General features: G+C 46.6%; 13 protein-coding genes. 4 read left to right on the top strand and 9 right to left on the bottom strand.

The features are described from left to right. Positions 1–384 precede the first annotated feature (384 nt). A complete protein-coding gene (tyrS, locus tag HMPREF9698_RS07980) occupies positions 385–1653 on the top strand; it encodes a tyrosine--tRNA ligase (protein WP_003779128.1) in 1269 nt (422 codons plus the stop codon). Between the two features lie 570 nt (positions 1654–2223). Here tyrS and HMPREF9698_RS07975 read toward each other — a convergent pair. The 4 genes from HMPREF9698_RS07975 to HMPREF9698_RS07960 are packed head-to-tail and all read right to left on the bottom strand — an operon-like array spanning position 2224 to position 6022. Then, on the bottom strand, positions 2224–3231 hold the full coding sequence (locus HMPREF9698_RS07975; protein WP_003779126.1) for an LLM class flavin-dependent oxidoreductase: 1008 nt from the start codon (positions 3229–3231) through the stop codon (positions 2224–2226). Between the two features lie 22 nt (positions 3232–3253). Beyond that, on the bottom strand, positions 3254–4303 hold the full coding sequence (lplA, locus tag HMPREF9698_RS07970; RefSeq protein WP_003779123.1) for a lipoate--protein ligase: 1050 nt from the start codon (positions 4301–4303) through the stop codon (positions 3254–3256). Positions 4304–4314: 11 nt separating this feature from the next. Next, positions 4315–5199 carry an SIR2 family NAD-dependent protein deacylase gene (locus HMPREF9698_RS07965; RefSeq protein WP_040292859.1) on the bottom strand — a complete coding sequence of 295 codons (885 nt, stop codon included), beginning with the start codon at positions 5197–5199 and terminating at the stop codon, positions 4315–4317. 16 nt (positions 5200–5215) lie between these two features. Further along, positions 5216–6022, bottom strand: coding sequence for a protein-ADP-ribose hydrolase (locus HMPREF9698_RS07960; RefSeq protein WP_003779119.1), 807 nt, complete (start codon positions 6020–6022; stop codon positions 5216–5218). Between the two features lie 334 nt (positions 6023–6356). Here HMPREF9698_RS07960 and HMPREF9698_RS07955 point away from each other — a divergent pair, with 334 nt between their 5' ends. Beyond that, entirely contained in the window at positions 6357–7580 is a 1224-nt protein-coding gene (locus HMPREF9698_RS07955; RefSeq protein WP_003779118.1) for an NADH-dependent flavin oxidoreductase, read from the top strand. A gap of 65 nt (positions 7581–7645) precedes the next feature. Here the strand turns inward: HMPREF9698_RS07955 and HMPREF9698_RS07950 are convergent, their stop codons facing one another. From HMPREF9698_RS07950 to HMPREF9698_RS07935, 4 genes are all read right to left on the bottom strand, one after another. Next, positions 7646–8599, bottom strand: coding sequence for a DUF1002 domain-containing protein (locus HMPREF9698_RS07950; protein WP_003779116.1), 954 nt, complete (start codon positions 8597–8599; stop codon positions 7646–7648). A 104-nt stretch (positions 8600–8703) separates the two neighbouring features. After that, positions 8704–10599, bottom strand: a complete 1896-nt coding sequence (locus tag HMPREF9698_RS07945) for a fructose-1,6-bisphosphatase (protein WP_003779114.1) — start codon at positions 10597–10599, stop codon at positions 8704–8706. Positions 10600–10914: 315 nt separating this feature from the next. Next, positions 10915–11097, bottom strand: coding sequence for a hypothetical protein (locus tag HMPREF9698_RS07940; protein WP_003779111.1), 183 nt, complete (start codon positions 11095–11097; stop codon positions 10915–10917). 23 nt (positions 11098–11120) lie between these two features. After that, positions 11121–11807, bottom strand: coding sequence for an NAD(P)H-dependent oxidoreductase (locus HMPREF9698_RS07935; RefSeq protein WP_003779109.1), 687 nt, complete (start codon positions 11805–11807; stop codon positions 11121–11123). Positions 11808–11964: 157 nt separating this feature from the next. Between HMPREF9698_RS07935 and HMPREF9698_RS07930 the strand changes: the two genes are divergently transcribed. Continuing rightward, positions 11965–12165: a hypothetical protein gene (locus tag HMPREF9698_RS07930; RefSeq protein WP_003779107.1), complete on the top strand. Its 201-nt coding sequence runs from the start codon at positions 11965–11967 to the stop codon at positions 12163–12165. Positions 12166–12295: 130 nt separating this feature from the next. On the opposite strand, the gene HMPREF9698_RS07925 is transcribed toward HMPREF9698_RS07930, so the two are convergent. Continuing rightward, on the bottom strand, positions 12296–12955 hold the full coding sequence (locus tag HMPREF9698_RS07925; protein WP_003779105.1) for a phosphatase PAP2 family protein: 660 nt from the start codon (positions 12953–12955) through the stop codon (positions 12296–12298). A 671-nt stretch (positions 12956–13626) separates the two neighbouring features. On the opposite strand from HMPREF9698_RS07925, the gene HMPREF9698_RS07915 reads away from it, so the two are divergent. After that, positions 13627–14661: a GMP reductase gene (locus HMPREF9698_RS07915; RefSeq protein ID WP_003779104.1), complete on the top strand. Its 1035-nt coding sequence runs from the start codon at positions 13627–13629 to the stop codon at positions 14659–14661. Positions 14662–14717: the final 56 nt, after the last annotated feature.

Here is a 14717-nt window from a genome sequence, read left to right as displayed (position 1 = left end):
GCTTAACTTATTGGTTAATTTTATGTAAATTATCTCACGAATAAGCTCCTAGCCTTTGCTTGAGCCTTGACAAGGCTCTTGCTTCCACCTATACTAAGTCCATATATCATTATGCCAAGGCCCAGTAGTTGAAGCTAAGCTTGTTTAGAGACGCAATGGTGGTGAGAATTGCGCGAGCCCCTTCAATGAATTACACCTTTTTAATTGGGCATAAGCGCTAGATAGCGTTAGCACTTTGAGCATGGTTGCTATAACCTAAACCTGGGTGGTACCACGGCCCTTGACCGTCCCTAGCAAGTAATTTGAAACTTGTTAGCGGGCTTTTTTTATACCTCATTTAGGATATTAAAGTAAACATCTTCAAAAAAATTGGGAGGAAAGTAAATGAATATTATCGACGAACTAGAATGGCGGGGAGCCATTAACCAACAAACGGATGCAGAAGGCTTAAGAGAATTGGTCGAAAACCAGTCCATCGCCCTCTACTGTGGGGTGGACCCAACTGGCGACAGCATGCATATCGGCCACCTCATCCCCTTTATCATCCTTAAACGTTTCCAAAAAGCTGGCCACAAACCAGTTGTCTTAATTGGTGGCGGAACCGGATCCATTGGCGACCCCAGTGGCAAAAAGTCGGAACGCCAACTCCAAAGCAAAGACCAAGTCCAACGTAATGTTGAAAAACTCAGCGGGCAAATGAAAGACCTCTTTCAAGCTGGCCAGGACCAATCTGGTATCCGGTTAGCCAATAATGCCGATTGGTTGGGCCCCTTGTCTTTCTTAGACTTTTTAAGGGACTACGGAAAAGAATTTAACATCAACACCATGCTAGCAAAAGATATTGTAGCCAATCGTTTGGAAGCCGGCATTTCTTTCGCCGAATTTAGCTACCAAATCATCCAATCCATCGACTTCCTCCACCTCTACCAACACGAAGGGGTCCAATTGCAAGTGGGAGGAGCCGACCAATGGGGCAATATCACAGCTGGTCTAGACCTTATCCGTAAAAAAGAAGGGCCAGAAGCCAAGGCCTTTGGTTTGACGATACCTCTCCTGCTCAAGGCTGACGGGACTAAATTCGGGAAAACTGAGGGCGGGGCAGTTTGGTTAGACCCGGACAAGACCAGCCCTTATGAATTCTACCAATTTTGGCTCAACCAAAGGGACGAGGATGTTATCAAATACTTGAAATACTTTACCTTCTTTGACCAGGAAGAAATTCAAGAACTCCAGGAAAGTCTAGAAAAAGAGCCCCACTTACGCAAGGCCCAAAAAGCCTTGGCTGAAGACATGACCCGGTTTGTTCACGGCGACCAGGCCCTTGAAGAAGCCCAAGAAATTAGCCAGGCCCTCTTCTCAGGCGACATTGCCGACTTATCAGCTGACCAAGTGGCTAGTGGTTTGCAAGACGTGCCGACTTCAACAGCACCAAGAGGCGAACACGATATTGTTGAATTCTTAGTTGATATCACTGGTATTGTCCAGTCTCGCCGCCAAGCCCGGGAATTCTTGGACAATGGGGCCATCACCATCAGAGGCCAGCGCATCCAGGATAGAAATTACACTATTAGTCAGGCAGATTCTTTCGACAACCGGTTTATTGTGGTCCGCCGGGGCAAGAAAAAATACTTCATCGTCAACCTGACTGATTAAATTAATATGGTTCTACAACATTTGACGTTGGTGAGGGATTCACCAGCGTCATTTTTTATTTGATGTTTTAGCCCTTTTTTCTTTTATGTATAGAAAAACAAGTGAATTCCCCTGACAATATAGTCACCACAACTTAAGAAAGGAGAAATTCACTTGCCTCATCAACATTGTATTCGAAATTTAATTCAAATTCAAGATTGTAGATTTCAAGTTTAAGTTAGCCATCCCGTGATTAAAACACATGAATTTCACAAGCTTATATTTTTTGTCGATTGTTACTATTTTTGCTATGGGAATTGGCATGATACCGCGACTGACGGAGCAGATTGTGTTCGAATTAATTTGCCTTTAAAATCAAATCGAAACACAAGATATGCCATGCCTAACGGGAATAAAGTCTATAAATATTTAGCAAAAGCTGGCCCTCAATTTTTACCCTTAACCTAGCCATCTTAGCCTTATTAAAAGGAGAAGACTTGTCCTGAAACTCCAACTACAACCTCCCACTCCTCACTCTAAAAGCCCTGGACCAAGCTCAGCCTGGTCCAGGGCTTTTTGTTTCAGATCAAATTAAGAAATAAATTTATCAGCTAGGAGTTTAAGGGCTTCTTTCCGAGCTTCGATAGATGGCATGAGGGGGATTAAGAGGAGTTCATCTGCCTGCATGGTCTGGGCAATGTCTTGGAGCTGGTCAGCTACTTCATTAACCTCCCCAACTACCATCCGGGTCCGGTTACGTTCTACAATCTTGGCTTCTCCTTTAGAGTAGTCATATTGGCGGGCTGTTTTCACTGAAGGGAAGTGGTCTAGGTCACCAAAATTGTCCTTACCAAGCAACCACAAGTCCAAGGCTTCCGCATAGGCTAGGGCCAAGTCCTGGTCCTCTGCCACAGTAAGGAAGGGAGCTACGGTCACCTGGGGCTCTTTGAGGAAGGCTGAGGGTTGGAACTCTTCCCGGTAAACCTGGCAGGCTTCCTTGCCGACTTCCATCCGGTTATTTCTTGGATAAGGGAAAATGCCAAATGCGTAGCCCAAGCCGAGCCGGGCCGCCATCCGAGCACTTTTGACACTAGAAGAGAGAACCCACATTTGAGGTGCCCGGTCGATATTAGGATTAGCAGTGACCCGTTTGTGACGGTGGTCTTCCGGCAAGCTTGTTAGGTAACCTTGGATGTCTTTGATGGCCGCTTCATAATCAAAGTCGACCGTTTTCCGTTCATTTAAGGCGTCATATACTAGTTTTGTCCCTTCTGTGTTCCCTACTCCCAGATCAACCCGGCCTGGGTGAAAGGCTTCTAAGATCTTAAAGTTTTCAGCTACCTTAAGCGGGGAGTAGTGGGGCAACATAACCCCACCTGACCCGATCCGGATTTCCCTGGTCTTGTCCAAGAGATGCATCATGATCACTTCTGGGGAGGATGAAGCAAAGGCGGGAACATTGTGGTGCTCAGCTACCCAGAAACGTTTATAGCCTAATTCTTCACTGTATCGGGCCAAGCTGACCGTCTCTTCCAAGGCCTGGCTGGGAGTTTTCCCTTCATTGATTTGTGCATAGTCTAAGATACCTAAGTCAACCATACGATCCTCCTAAATCCTTTCTTTAGTCCTTATCTTGTGGGATTTCTAAAATAAAGTTTATCAAAGTGTCTTGATCCATATTATTGATATACTGGCTAACATCGACCTCATCGAGGACTTGATGGAGGGCAGTCTTGTCCAGGCGAACTCCCTTAAAGACTTCTTCCAATTTTTCTTTGGGTTCCACACTGAAAAAGTCCCCGTTAATTTGAATATCGTCAATTCGAGCATGTTTAATTTCTAACCCGATGTGGAGGGTCCCGACCCCTTCAAAGCGTTCATCCACTTGGTACTCGAACTCCCGGAAGTGGCCGTAGTTCCAATCCCAGTTGTTGTAGTGGTCAGCAGCTATTTTATCAATGGCCGCCCAGTCCTCTTCGGTCAGTTCATAACGTTTGGCCTGGTCCAAGTCGTCAACTTCCAAGAGTTCCTTGAGGATTTCATCGGAAAATTCCCAAACGGTAATATCCTTGTACTTGTCATCCAGCGCATCACGAAGGGTGCCGACCCGGGACCGGACCGACTTAACCCCGTGAGAAGAAATCTTTTTACTGTTGGGGTTGAGGGCAATGTCCATTACCTCATAATTGGGGTCAATCAAAAGCGAATAACCCGCATAAATCCGGCCGTGGACCACAGTCATGGCAGCCCCAGAAATTTTCCGTCCATTTAAGGTTAAGTCATTTCGACCTTTTTGTTCTAAGCCTTCCACACCCATGTTTTTCAACACCCGGATAATGGGGTCATACAATTTTTTGAAGTTGCCGTAAACATCATTGGCATTATCCGTACTAATCAAGTAGCAATAACTCATATTCCGGTCGTCTAGGTAAATAGCGCCGCCACCAGTGTCACGTCTGACCAGTCCGATATCGTTTTCGTCCATAAAGGGCTGGTTAACCTCCTCATAAGCATTTTGGTTGACACCAAGCTGGATGGAAGGGTTGACCAGGTAAGGGAAGATGATGTCCTCCCCTAAGAAAACTTCATCCCGGATGTAAGCCTGGATCGCCATGGCCGTGCCTTGGTCATAAACCCATTCCCCATTGCGGATTGGTTCAATTAAATACATTCATCTAACTCCTATCTATTGGAAATCGTGTGCAAGACTTGACTAATATCATCGGTAATCCGGACAGCCTGTTCCCTGACTTTTGGACTTATCCGGTAAGGTCTCTGGTTCATGGTCACATAGAGGGCTTGGGGGTTCTGGCTGGTCAAATCTTGGAAGGGTTTCCGGATAAATTGGGGTGTAGTGACCCCCACGCCGATCTCTAAGTATACAATTTTCCCCTCCTGGTGGTCCTTCAAAAAGGCACGGTAACGCTCTTCCTGTTGGTGCCAGTTTGAGTCTTCCACCATGCCGTGGACTGCATCCCGTTTATTAACTTCTAAGGGAGCCCCGCATTTAGGGCAATAAGGAATGAGGTCTTCTGGCACCTTCATGTCTTCTTGTTGGTCCACCATTTGCCGGGTCAAGGCTTCATCCTGGTAGGTCTGTTGGTGGCAAAAACGACTGCACTGCCACAAGCCGTATTCCCCCTGGATGCGGAAAACCTTGTCCATATCAAACCCCCCTGCCTCAAAAGCATTGTCAGCATTGGTGGTCAGCACATGGTAGTCCTTGCCTTCTAAGATGTCTTTTAAATCTAAATAGGCCTGGCCAACTGCCTGGTCAAAATAATTGAGCAAGGCAAAGCGACTTTGGAAGGCCCAATATTCTCTCAAGTCTTCATAGTCATCGAGGAAGGCCTGGAGCATGTCAAAGAAGTTATACTTAGCGATAAAATCGGGAAAGGCCTGGGTAAAGCGGTCGCCCGAATAGGTAAAGCCGGCAGCCGCTGACAAGCCAGCGCCAGCTCCGACCAGGATAGCATCTGCCTGGTCAATTAGCTGGCCTAATTGGCTGGCCTGGCTACTCGCCTGGTCTAAGCCTGTCCAAATACCTGTTTCTGTCACTTGGTCCATCTCCTCTTTGTTCACTTTATTGCCAAATATCTCGGTAGAGCTTGGCATCTTCATCTTGAAAGACGTTGAATACAATATTTATCTCACTAGCACTTTCAGCCAAGTAATCTTTGACTACCTGGCTGGCTAGCTGAGCGGCCTGGTCTTTGGGATAGTTGAATTCCCCGGTTGAAATCGAGCAGAAAGCCAGTTCTTTCAGCTGGTTGGCCTCAGCCACTTCTAGGCAAGTCCGGTAAGAACTGGCTAAGAGTCTTTCTTTTAAGGGAGTAACTCCCCTTTGGTCAATATAAGGGCCCACTGTGTGGAGGACAGCCTTACTGGGCAAGTTAAAAGCTGGGGTGATCTTGGCCTTGCCTGCTGCTTCCTTGCGTCCTTGGTCTAGCATCAAGTCATAGCAGGCCAGTCTGAGCCGGACCCCTGATTGGGTATGGATGGCATTATCAATACAGTTGTGGTTGGCCAGGGTGCAACCCAACAGATAGCTGTTGGCTGCATTGACGATCCCATCCAAGGACAGGCGGGTAATATCCCCCTGCCATAAATAGACTTGGTCATCTAGTTGGCCACCAGCTTTTTTTATATCCTCTAGGCCAACCTTGCCCTTACGCTTGGCCACTTCTCCTAGAACCTCAGCTTCTTCTTGGACAAATTGATCACTGACCGATCTGGGCTGGCGTTCATTGCAAAAAGCCCGGTAAAGTTGAAACTTGTCTGCCAAGTCCCGGTGAGGGTAGGTTGAGAACTTGGACTCTAAGACCGGGTTTTCTTTGGCTAAAGCAGCGATTAAGCCATCTAATTTATCAGCTAGGACAGCATCTTCCATCATTTTGCTCCTTAAAAGTCTGTATCAACTGGTTATAAGTACAATTTTGTTCCATTGAGCCTAATTTTACACTGGGCTGGTTCAGCTACTGAAAAGGCTAGTCCATGATTTTGTGAACTATCTTAAAACTCTTAGGCCCTTAGCGCATGCCTCCCCCACACAAGCTGACTCTTGCTTGAAGCCAGTCAGGGCAAGGCTTGCTTAATCTGTTAATATTATAACAAATGCTTGACTTCTTTACTAACCTAAGGCGATCCAAGTCTCTGGTCCTATTCTTTATTTTATAAAATATGTGTTATAGTGAACATGGACGAAATCAACTAGGAGGAATAGCATGACTCAAAAAAATAAAAGCAAATATGACCCCTTGTTCCAAGCCATTGAACTCCCAAATGGCGTCAAGTTAACTAATCGTTTTTCCCTCAACCCCATCACCACCAATGCTTCTTCCAAAGAGGGCTATGTGACGGAGGAAGAAACTGCTTATGCCAAACGCCGCAGCAAGTCGGCCCCCCTCCAAGTAACCACAGCAGCCTATATTGAAGACTATGCCCAGCTCTTCGAATACGGCCCCAGTGTCCGAGACGACTCCTTTGTCTACGGCCTGTCCAAGCTGGCTGAAGCCATGAAGAAAGACGGTGCCAAGGCCATCTTGCAATTAACCCATGCTGGTCGCTTTGCTAAAATCGCCTTAAAAGATTATGGGGTGGTCTATGGGCCCAGCTACATGCATTTAAAAACTCCGGTTGAACACGATGTTTTAGCCATGTCTAAGCGGAAGATTGACCATGTCATTAACCAGTACGCCCAAGCAACCAGGCGGGCAATTGAAGCAGGCTTTGATGGGGTAGAAATCTCCAATGCCCAACGCCTCCTCCCCCAACAATTCTTCTCCAAGTTCTCCAACCAACGGGACGACGAATACGGATCCCAATCTGTCGAGAACCGAGCTCGGTTTGGGGTGGAAGTTATGGCGGCCGTCCAGAAGGTTATTGACCAGTCTGGTAAAAAAGACTTTATTTTAGGTTTCCGAGGAACTCCAGAGGAAACCCGGGGCAATCAAATTGGCTATACAGTGGACGAATTCAACCAATATTTTGACCTCATGCAGGAAGTCTCAACTATCCACTACTATGCCATCGCCTCATGGGGCCATGACATCTACCTCAACAAGGTTCGGGCAGACCAGCACCAGGGCCAATACGTCAACAAGGTCGTCCACGACTATATAGACGGCCGGGTCCCCGTTATTGCCACTGGTGGCATTAACACCCCAGATAAGGCTCTCCAAGCCTTGAAAAATGCTGATATGGTTGGCCTATCATCAGCCTTTGTCACTGAACCCGACTTCGTCAACAAGCTAGAAGCTGGCCAAGAAGAAAACATTGATCTTAGCCTTGACCTAGACAAGTTGGATGACTTGGCTATTCCCCACAAAGCCTTCAAAGACCTAGTAGAATTTATGGACTTTGGTGGGTCACTCCCAGAAGAAAGCCGGAACAAGCTCCGGGACCTAGCCGACCAAGACCCCACCTCCTACTTTAAAGAATTTAAATAAGGCCATGATAAAGGACCAGGCTAGCACACTTAGCTAGCCTGGTCCTTTTTTGGCTAAATTACTTTCTAATTAAAGAGGTCCTGCAAGGCCTGCCACAATTGTCTAAAAAAGTCTCTGATGGCATCAAAAATGCCTCGGTTTTCAGCTTCTTCAATGAGGTCGCCGGCCTTGGCTTTCAAATCCTGACTGTAACGTTCTAGTTGCTGGAGGACTTGGTTAGAATCAATGGCCGAGGTTTCTTGGTATTTGACAAACAAGACAATTAATTGGTCCACTTGTTCTGGACTGACAACTTGGCTTAAATTATGGTTGGCCAAGGCTTGGTTGACGATTTCTTGGATATCTTCCTGGCTTGGAAGACCATCCACCCGGTCCTTGAGTTCAGCCAAGTCTCGCTTAATATCGGCTATGGCCTGGTTTAACTTAGCCTGGTCTGCTTGGTCCAGGCCCTTTGAAATTTGCTCGGTCGTTTCCAACTCTTCCTGGGCCACTTCCATCCGGTCTCCTTCTAGGTCTTCGCCATTCAGTTCAAAAGCCTTGTAGACACCGGTTAGAGCACTTTCACCGGTCACTGGGCGGATGGCTGCCACCATAATTTGGGCATCCTCTACACCAGCAGTGATGGCGGCATTGGCATACTGGTAGTCGGAAATCCGGGTGATATTGTCTGGCGTGACAATATTGACCTCTACCCCGGTGTTCTCAGCTTGGCGTTGGACCAAGACTGACGAAATCATACTGGAGGTCGACCCCACCCCTTGCTTGAGGTATTTTTGCAGGTCTTGACCTTCAACTGAACTTTCATTGACATTGTCCCGGTTGTCGATCCCCAGCAAGTCAGCTGTTTCCTCTACCTGGCCTGAAGTCAGGCCTCCCCCATAAACATAAGTAGGCTTACCCCAAGCTTCATCGACCACACTGGTGTCAATTTCACCTTGGGCCCGAACTGTCAGCCCTGTTAGGGCAAGACTCATTGTAGCTAGACCGAAAGTAACTAGCCCTTTCCATTTGACATCCATCTTGCTGCCTCCTTTACTTTCCCTTATTCCAGCACTTTGGTTGTTTTTACTAAAGGAATCATAGCAAATGCCCTGGCTTAGGAACTCCTGCTAGAGACTGATTTTTAATAAAATTTTTTTAAGTGGGCTTGGAGGCCGTCAATTTGCTTTTGGATGTCACTGCCAATGGTGGTCCCGGCAATTTTGACCCGGTCCAACTCACTTTCAATGACCCGTTTGACATAAGAGCCGTCACTACCCCGGTTAAATAAGTCCTGGACTGAGGTGAAGGTCTGGTGGGTCACAACTTGAAAGCCAAAAGAGTTATTCAAGAGGGAGTAGCCGGCAATCCCAGTCGACCCCTGGTAAGCCTTGGAGAGGCCTCCGTCAATGACAAACAACTTGCGGTCCACCTTAATAGGGTCTTCCCCCTTTCTTACCTTAACTGGGGTGTGACCATTAATGACAGCCGAAATTTCATCCGTTAAACCAAACTCTTTTAAGACTTGGTCTACTATTTCTTCCCGGTCTCTCAGCTTGAAGTAGGCATTTTTTTCTTCCTTGTGGGTAGCCTTGTCTTCAATAAAGTATCTTTCAAAGGTTGTCATCTTACTTTTGCCAAAAAGAGGGGACTTAGGCCCACACCAAAGGTACCAAATCAAGTCAGTTGCTAGGTCAGTGTAAGAGTTTTTGTCTTGGCCTGCCTCTTGGATCTTGTCATCGAAAAAGTCCAGCAAGGCCCGTCCTTGGTAAGACTGACCACCTATCTGAAAGGCCATGAAGTCGCCATTGTCTTCTAGGGGCAGGCAAGCATGGAAGAGGAGGTGCTTGTTGTAAATGAGGTAATTGGACCCCTTGCTCAATAAAAAGTCCATGTGTCTTTTCATTTTTTCGGAGTTTTGGAAGGAGTAAATCAACTCCCCGACCACTTCTTCTTCATCCGAGGTCAAGGCATTGGGATGGGCCGGGTCAACTGTTTGGAAGCAGGACCCCACCATGGGGTAAGTCTGGCCTTCAACCTGGACAGTCTCATTTTGGAAGTCAATATTTTCCAGTAACAAACGGTGGCCCATGTCAAATTCTGGCCGGCGGTGGATAACTTGCTCTTCCAGCTTAAATTGAATAATAGCCAGTGCCTGGTGGACTTGCTCCATCTCAGTCGTTCCCTCAGCCTTCTCCTTGTCGGTCAAACCCTTAGGAGTAAAAACAGGGTTGGCCTGGTAGTATTTCTTAGCAAAGGAGAACAAAGGACGGAGGTTGATCCCATAAGACCGCTCGATATCAAATAGGTAATTATACCGGGCGGCGATCCGGAGTAGGGTCAAAAGACAGGGCAAGGACCCTAGGTAAGCCCCAATCCAAATCATGTCATGGTTGCCCCACTGGATATCAACAGAGGGGAGGGCCATAATCCGGTCCATCACCTTGTCAGCATCCGGGCCCCGGTCAAAAATATCACCTACAATATGGATATGGTCAATAACCAGGTCTTGGATGGTGAAAGACAGTTGTTTGAGGAAGTCTTCCAACTTCCCAACGGTCATAATCTGGTCCATAATTTGGTAGGCATAGGCTTGCTTATGGGGAAGGGAGTAGTCGGCATACAAGAGTTCCTCAATCACGTAGCGGTAGGCAGCTGGCAGGGCCTTCCGCACCTTGGACCGGGTATACTTGGCTGAGGCAAAACGCAAGACACCGATCAAGTCTTCGATCAATTTCCGGACTTGGTCCTTATCCTCCAGGTCTTTTTGCCGGACATGGTCCAAGGCATATTCCGGGTAGGCCACAAACAAGGCCAGTTTGTTGACCTTGTCTTCATCGTAGGATTGGCCAAAAAGGTCAATAATTTTCTCTTTTACATTCCCCGACCCGATCCGCAAAATATGGTCAAAGGCTTCAAATTCGCCGTGTATATCACTGATGTACATTTCAGTCCCCTTGGGCAATTGCTGGATGGCCTGGAGGTTGATGAGTTCCGTAATGACATCAGCCTCAGTGGGAAAGCGGTCTTTTATCATCATATCTATGTGTTCCAAACTTGGACACCTCTTCTATACCAATTTTTGATTAAACCCTTACAAGGTCTTGTATATAAGAATTTCTTTAACAATACCTTTTCTTCATACCTCTATCCTAGCAGACTTTTCCCTTAAAGCAAGCCCCAAAAACTATCCAAAAAAGCCCAGCTAACATCCAGCTGGGCCACACAAAGCTTTAGCAAGCTATTCAATTTTTAGTGACTTACCGGTCAACAGGGACTGAAAGCCTGGCTGACTTAACCCCATTTGTCTGGTAGCCAGCACTAGTCTAATGAGGTCGCAAGGTGGTCCTTAAACTTAACCCCACTCTCCTGGGGACCAAAGAGAACCGTCCAATTCACCTTCATTTTGCTGGCGACGGTGGACTTGGTCCAGGATCAGGTCTTTGGTCCCTTCCAGGATGGCTTTTTCCTTGTAGTCTTGACTTTTTTCGATTAATTCATCTAATTGCTTTAAATACCAGGTCACTTGGTCGGACATGGTTAAGACCTCCTTGCCTGCTTCTATTTGTCTAAGTGCAATTGCATTTCATCGAGTTCAAGTTGGTTGTCTTCAATAAAATCTTGAATGGATTGGAGACTAAATTTATCAGCTTCCTCACTGACCCGGCCTTCAAGCTTGTCCAGCTGGTCCATAAACCAATGGGCCCTGGAATGAAGGGAGGAGAAGTCTTTTAAAGTAAGGTATTGGAGGTAGTCGACCAAGAGTATCTTTTGCTCTTTATCCGATAAGTAGTAGAACTGGAAGATGGACAAGGGTGTGAGAAAGGTCATGCCTAACTTATTAGCCAGAGCCTGGTAGGGGGTGGTCAATTGACTGATGGTAAAGTGCTCCCGGCCACCGACTTGGTATTCTTTTTCGGCTACCCCAATCACAAGAACCAGGCCTAAGTCTTTCCCCTCTAGTAAATTTCCCCCTGTCCCAAAGGTGACCCCTTCTTCCATCACCTCGTCTATCCATTTTTTGAGCATAGAAGGGGCAGAATACCAATAGAAAGGGAACTGGAAGATAATCCGGTCAAAGTCTTTCAGCAAGTTTTGCTCAGCTTTAATGTCAATCTGACCATCAGGATAGGCGGACTCCAGGTGGTGGTAGCTAACCCCCTCCTGGTTTGCGACCGCTTCTTTTAAGAACTGCTGGCTATTAGAAGCTTCAATTTCTGGATGGGATACAATGACTAGGGTTTGCATGGACATCTTCCTCCTCCCTCTTATTGTATCACCTAGCTGGCCCGCTAAGAAAGGACAAGGCAGGCAAGCTGACTTATAAAGTTTTGTTATGAAGCCCTTTTCATCTGCTGGGACTCCATGTATACTAAACTTGAAGGAAAACAAAAGGGGTGAGAGGATGAAATATATCTGGATGATACTCGGCTGGTTGGCCCTTATAGCAGGTTTACTGGGTCTGGGCCTGCAAAACACCCAGGCTGGTTACCTGGCCCTTATTTTGGGCATCCTATCCTTGTTGGTCAAAGATATCAGGGGGATGGGCCTAACCGCCATTTGCTTTGGTGTGGTCACTTTTTTAATGACCACCCTATTTAATTAAAAAAGAGGATTGGTGGGCCAATCCCATCCCACCAACCCTAAAAATTATAGAACCTTAAAAAGGCCCCCGTCCGCATGCTAGAAGGGAATCCGGACAGGGGCTTTTAGTTTGAAATTTTAACAGTGGGCTTTTAATCGGTAGCCCAAAGACCAAAAGCAGCGATAGATAGGAAAAGAAAGCCAGCACCCAAGGACCAACCGGCTAGGACATCGGAAGGATAGTGGACCCCCAAATAGATCCGACTTAAGCCAATAGAAAGGGTCAAGCTAAGGCAAAGGACGACTACCAATCCCTTAAAGACGGGGTGGTGGGCCCGGTATAGCCGGTAGACTAAAAAGGCTAGGCCGGCAAAGAGGATCATGGTCCCCATGGCGTGGCCACTCGGGAAGGCATAGGAATTTTCAAATACCAGGTGGTTAATGTAGTCTGGCCGGGTCCTTGCAAAAAGGTCTTTGATATAAGAGTTCAATAACTGAGCCCCAACAAGCATGGTGAAGAGATACCAGATTCCTGCCTTAAATTCTTTAAGGGCAAAGAGGAGGAGGCTGATAACCAGGGTCAGGACTGTTTGCGACCAGCCGTCCCCAATAGTAGTCAGGCCAATGATGACCTTGGTCCGGTCTGGAGATCGGAACTGATGGAGGTAATTGCCAATATTATAGTCTATTTGACTGAGGCTAGGCTGGTTATAGGCCAAGAGGAAGGCCAAGACAATAAAGGGTATAGCAAAAATAATGGCAGCTAGGGCCGTGTTTCTGGAAGTCCAAAAGCTGGATTTTTTTCGCGACATACACTCACTCTTTCCAATAGAATACCCACCTATTTTACAGGACTTAGGGCAAAATATCATGCCTTCTTAAAAAAATTTACCTGGAATTTAAGTCACCCCATAGTCAAGTCCAAATCTATGTGTAAATCCCACAATATAGCATCATGCGTTATAAGGTGGGCTTTTTCTTTTTCCAGAGGAAGACAGGTTTTAAGGGTCAAGCTTTTCGTAAAGATGAATGATTCTGAGCTCCCCGATTCTCATGCAGGTTCAGTAAGACCGAGCTGGCTAGCCCATTGTCGCCTTTCAACTGCAAAACTTCCCTATTTGAATTTATTGTCCAGTTTTAGCTTCAAAACTTCCTTATTTTGATTTATTGTCCAGTTTTAACTCCAAAACTTCCTTATTTTTATTTATTGTCCAGTTTCAACTCCAAAACTTCCCTATTTTGATTTATTGTCCAGTTTCAACTCCAAAACTTCTTTATTTGGATTGATTGTATTCAAGTCCAAAGTCCAAAGTCCAGACCAGCATAAGGAATTAATTAAAAACAAAGTCCAGCTTGCCTTTGACTTTAGCCAGTATATTGCGTATGATTTACAGGGGAAAGAAATCAACCTGCCGTATGCTTTAGCTTGAAGCATGCGGTTTTCGCTTGAACTCAAAAACCATAAGGAGCGTTTCATACCAATATGAAAGTTTTTGACTACGAAGATATCCAACTCATACCTGCCAAGTCCATTGTCAAAAGTCGGTCGGAATGTGACACCAGTGTCGAGTTGGGGGGCCGCCGTTTTAAATTACCGGTCGTCCCAGCCAATATGCAAACCGTTATCGACGAAAGCCTGGCTTCTTGGCTAGCTGCAAATGGCTTTTTCTATGTCATGCACAGGTTTGATGAAGACAGTCGCCAGCCTTTTATCCGTCGTATGCATGACCAAGGGCTTTTTGCCTCCATCAGCCTGGGAGTTAAGCCTGGGGAGTATGACTTTGTTGAACAACTGGCAAAAGACCAAGACCTGCCGGAATACATTACCATCGATGTCGCCCACGGACACTCTGACATGGTCATCCAAATGATCCAACAGGTTAAAAAACACCTGCCTGATAGCTTTTTAATCGCTGGGAATGTCGGCACCCCTGAGGCAGTCCGGGAATTGGAAAACGCCGGGGCTGACGCTACCAAGGTCGGCATCGGTCCGGGCAAGGTCTGCACCACCAAACTCAAGACAGGCTTTGGGACCGGTGGCTGGCAACTTTCAGCCGTCTCCACCTGCTCCAAGGTGGCCCGCAAGCCCCTCATTGCAGACGGTGGGGTCCGGACTAATGGTGACATTGCCAAGTCCATCCGCTTTGGGGCCAGCATGGTCATGATCGGGTCCATGTTCTCCGGCCACGACCAGTCGCCTGGTGACCTGATTAAAATCGACGGGTCTCTTTACAAGGAATACTTCGGCAGTGCGTCTGCCACTCAAAAAGGCCAACGTAAAAATGTCGAAGGCAAGAAAATGTTGGTCCCTTATAAGGGGGATATTGCCGATACCCTGGCCGAAATGAAAGAAGACCTCCAGTCCTCCATCTCTTATGCAGGTGGCAAGGACCTGGAAGCCATCCGTAAAGTCGACTATGTTATTGTGAAAAATTCTATTATGAACGGAGAAAATTACAATGCCTCTGGTATTGATATACCTGAAAGCTTGGCCTCTTCCAACTTCGACCAAGCCTAAATTTAGAGCTAGCAAGAGACTGGCTAGGACCATCCTAGCCAGTCTTTTATGTAATT

This window comes from Alloiococcus otitis ATCC 51267 (assembly GCF_000315445.1).
Classification (GTDB): Bacteria; Bacillota; Bacilli; order Lactobacillales; family Carnobacteriaceae_A; genus Alloiococcus; species Alloiococcus otitis.
Note: the sequence above shows the minus strand (reverse complement) of the source record. Positions and strands in the feature narration are given on the sequence as shown.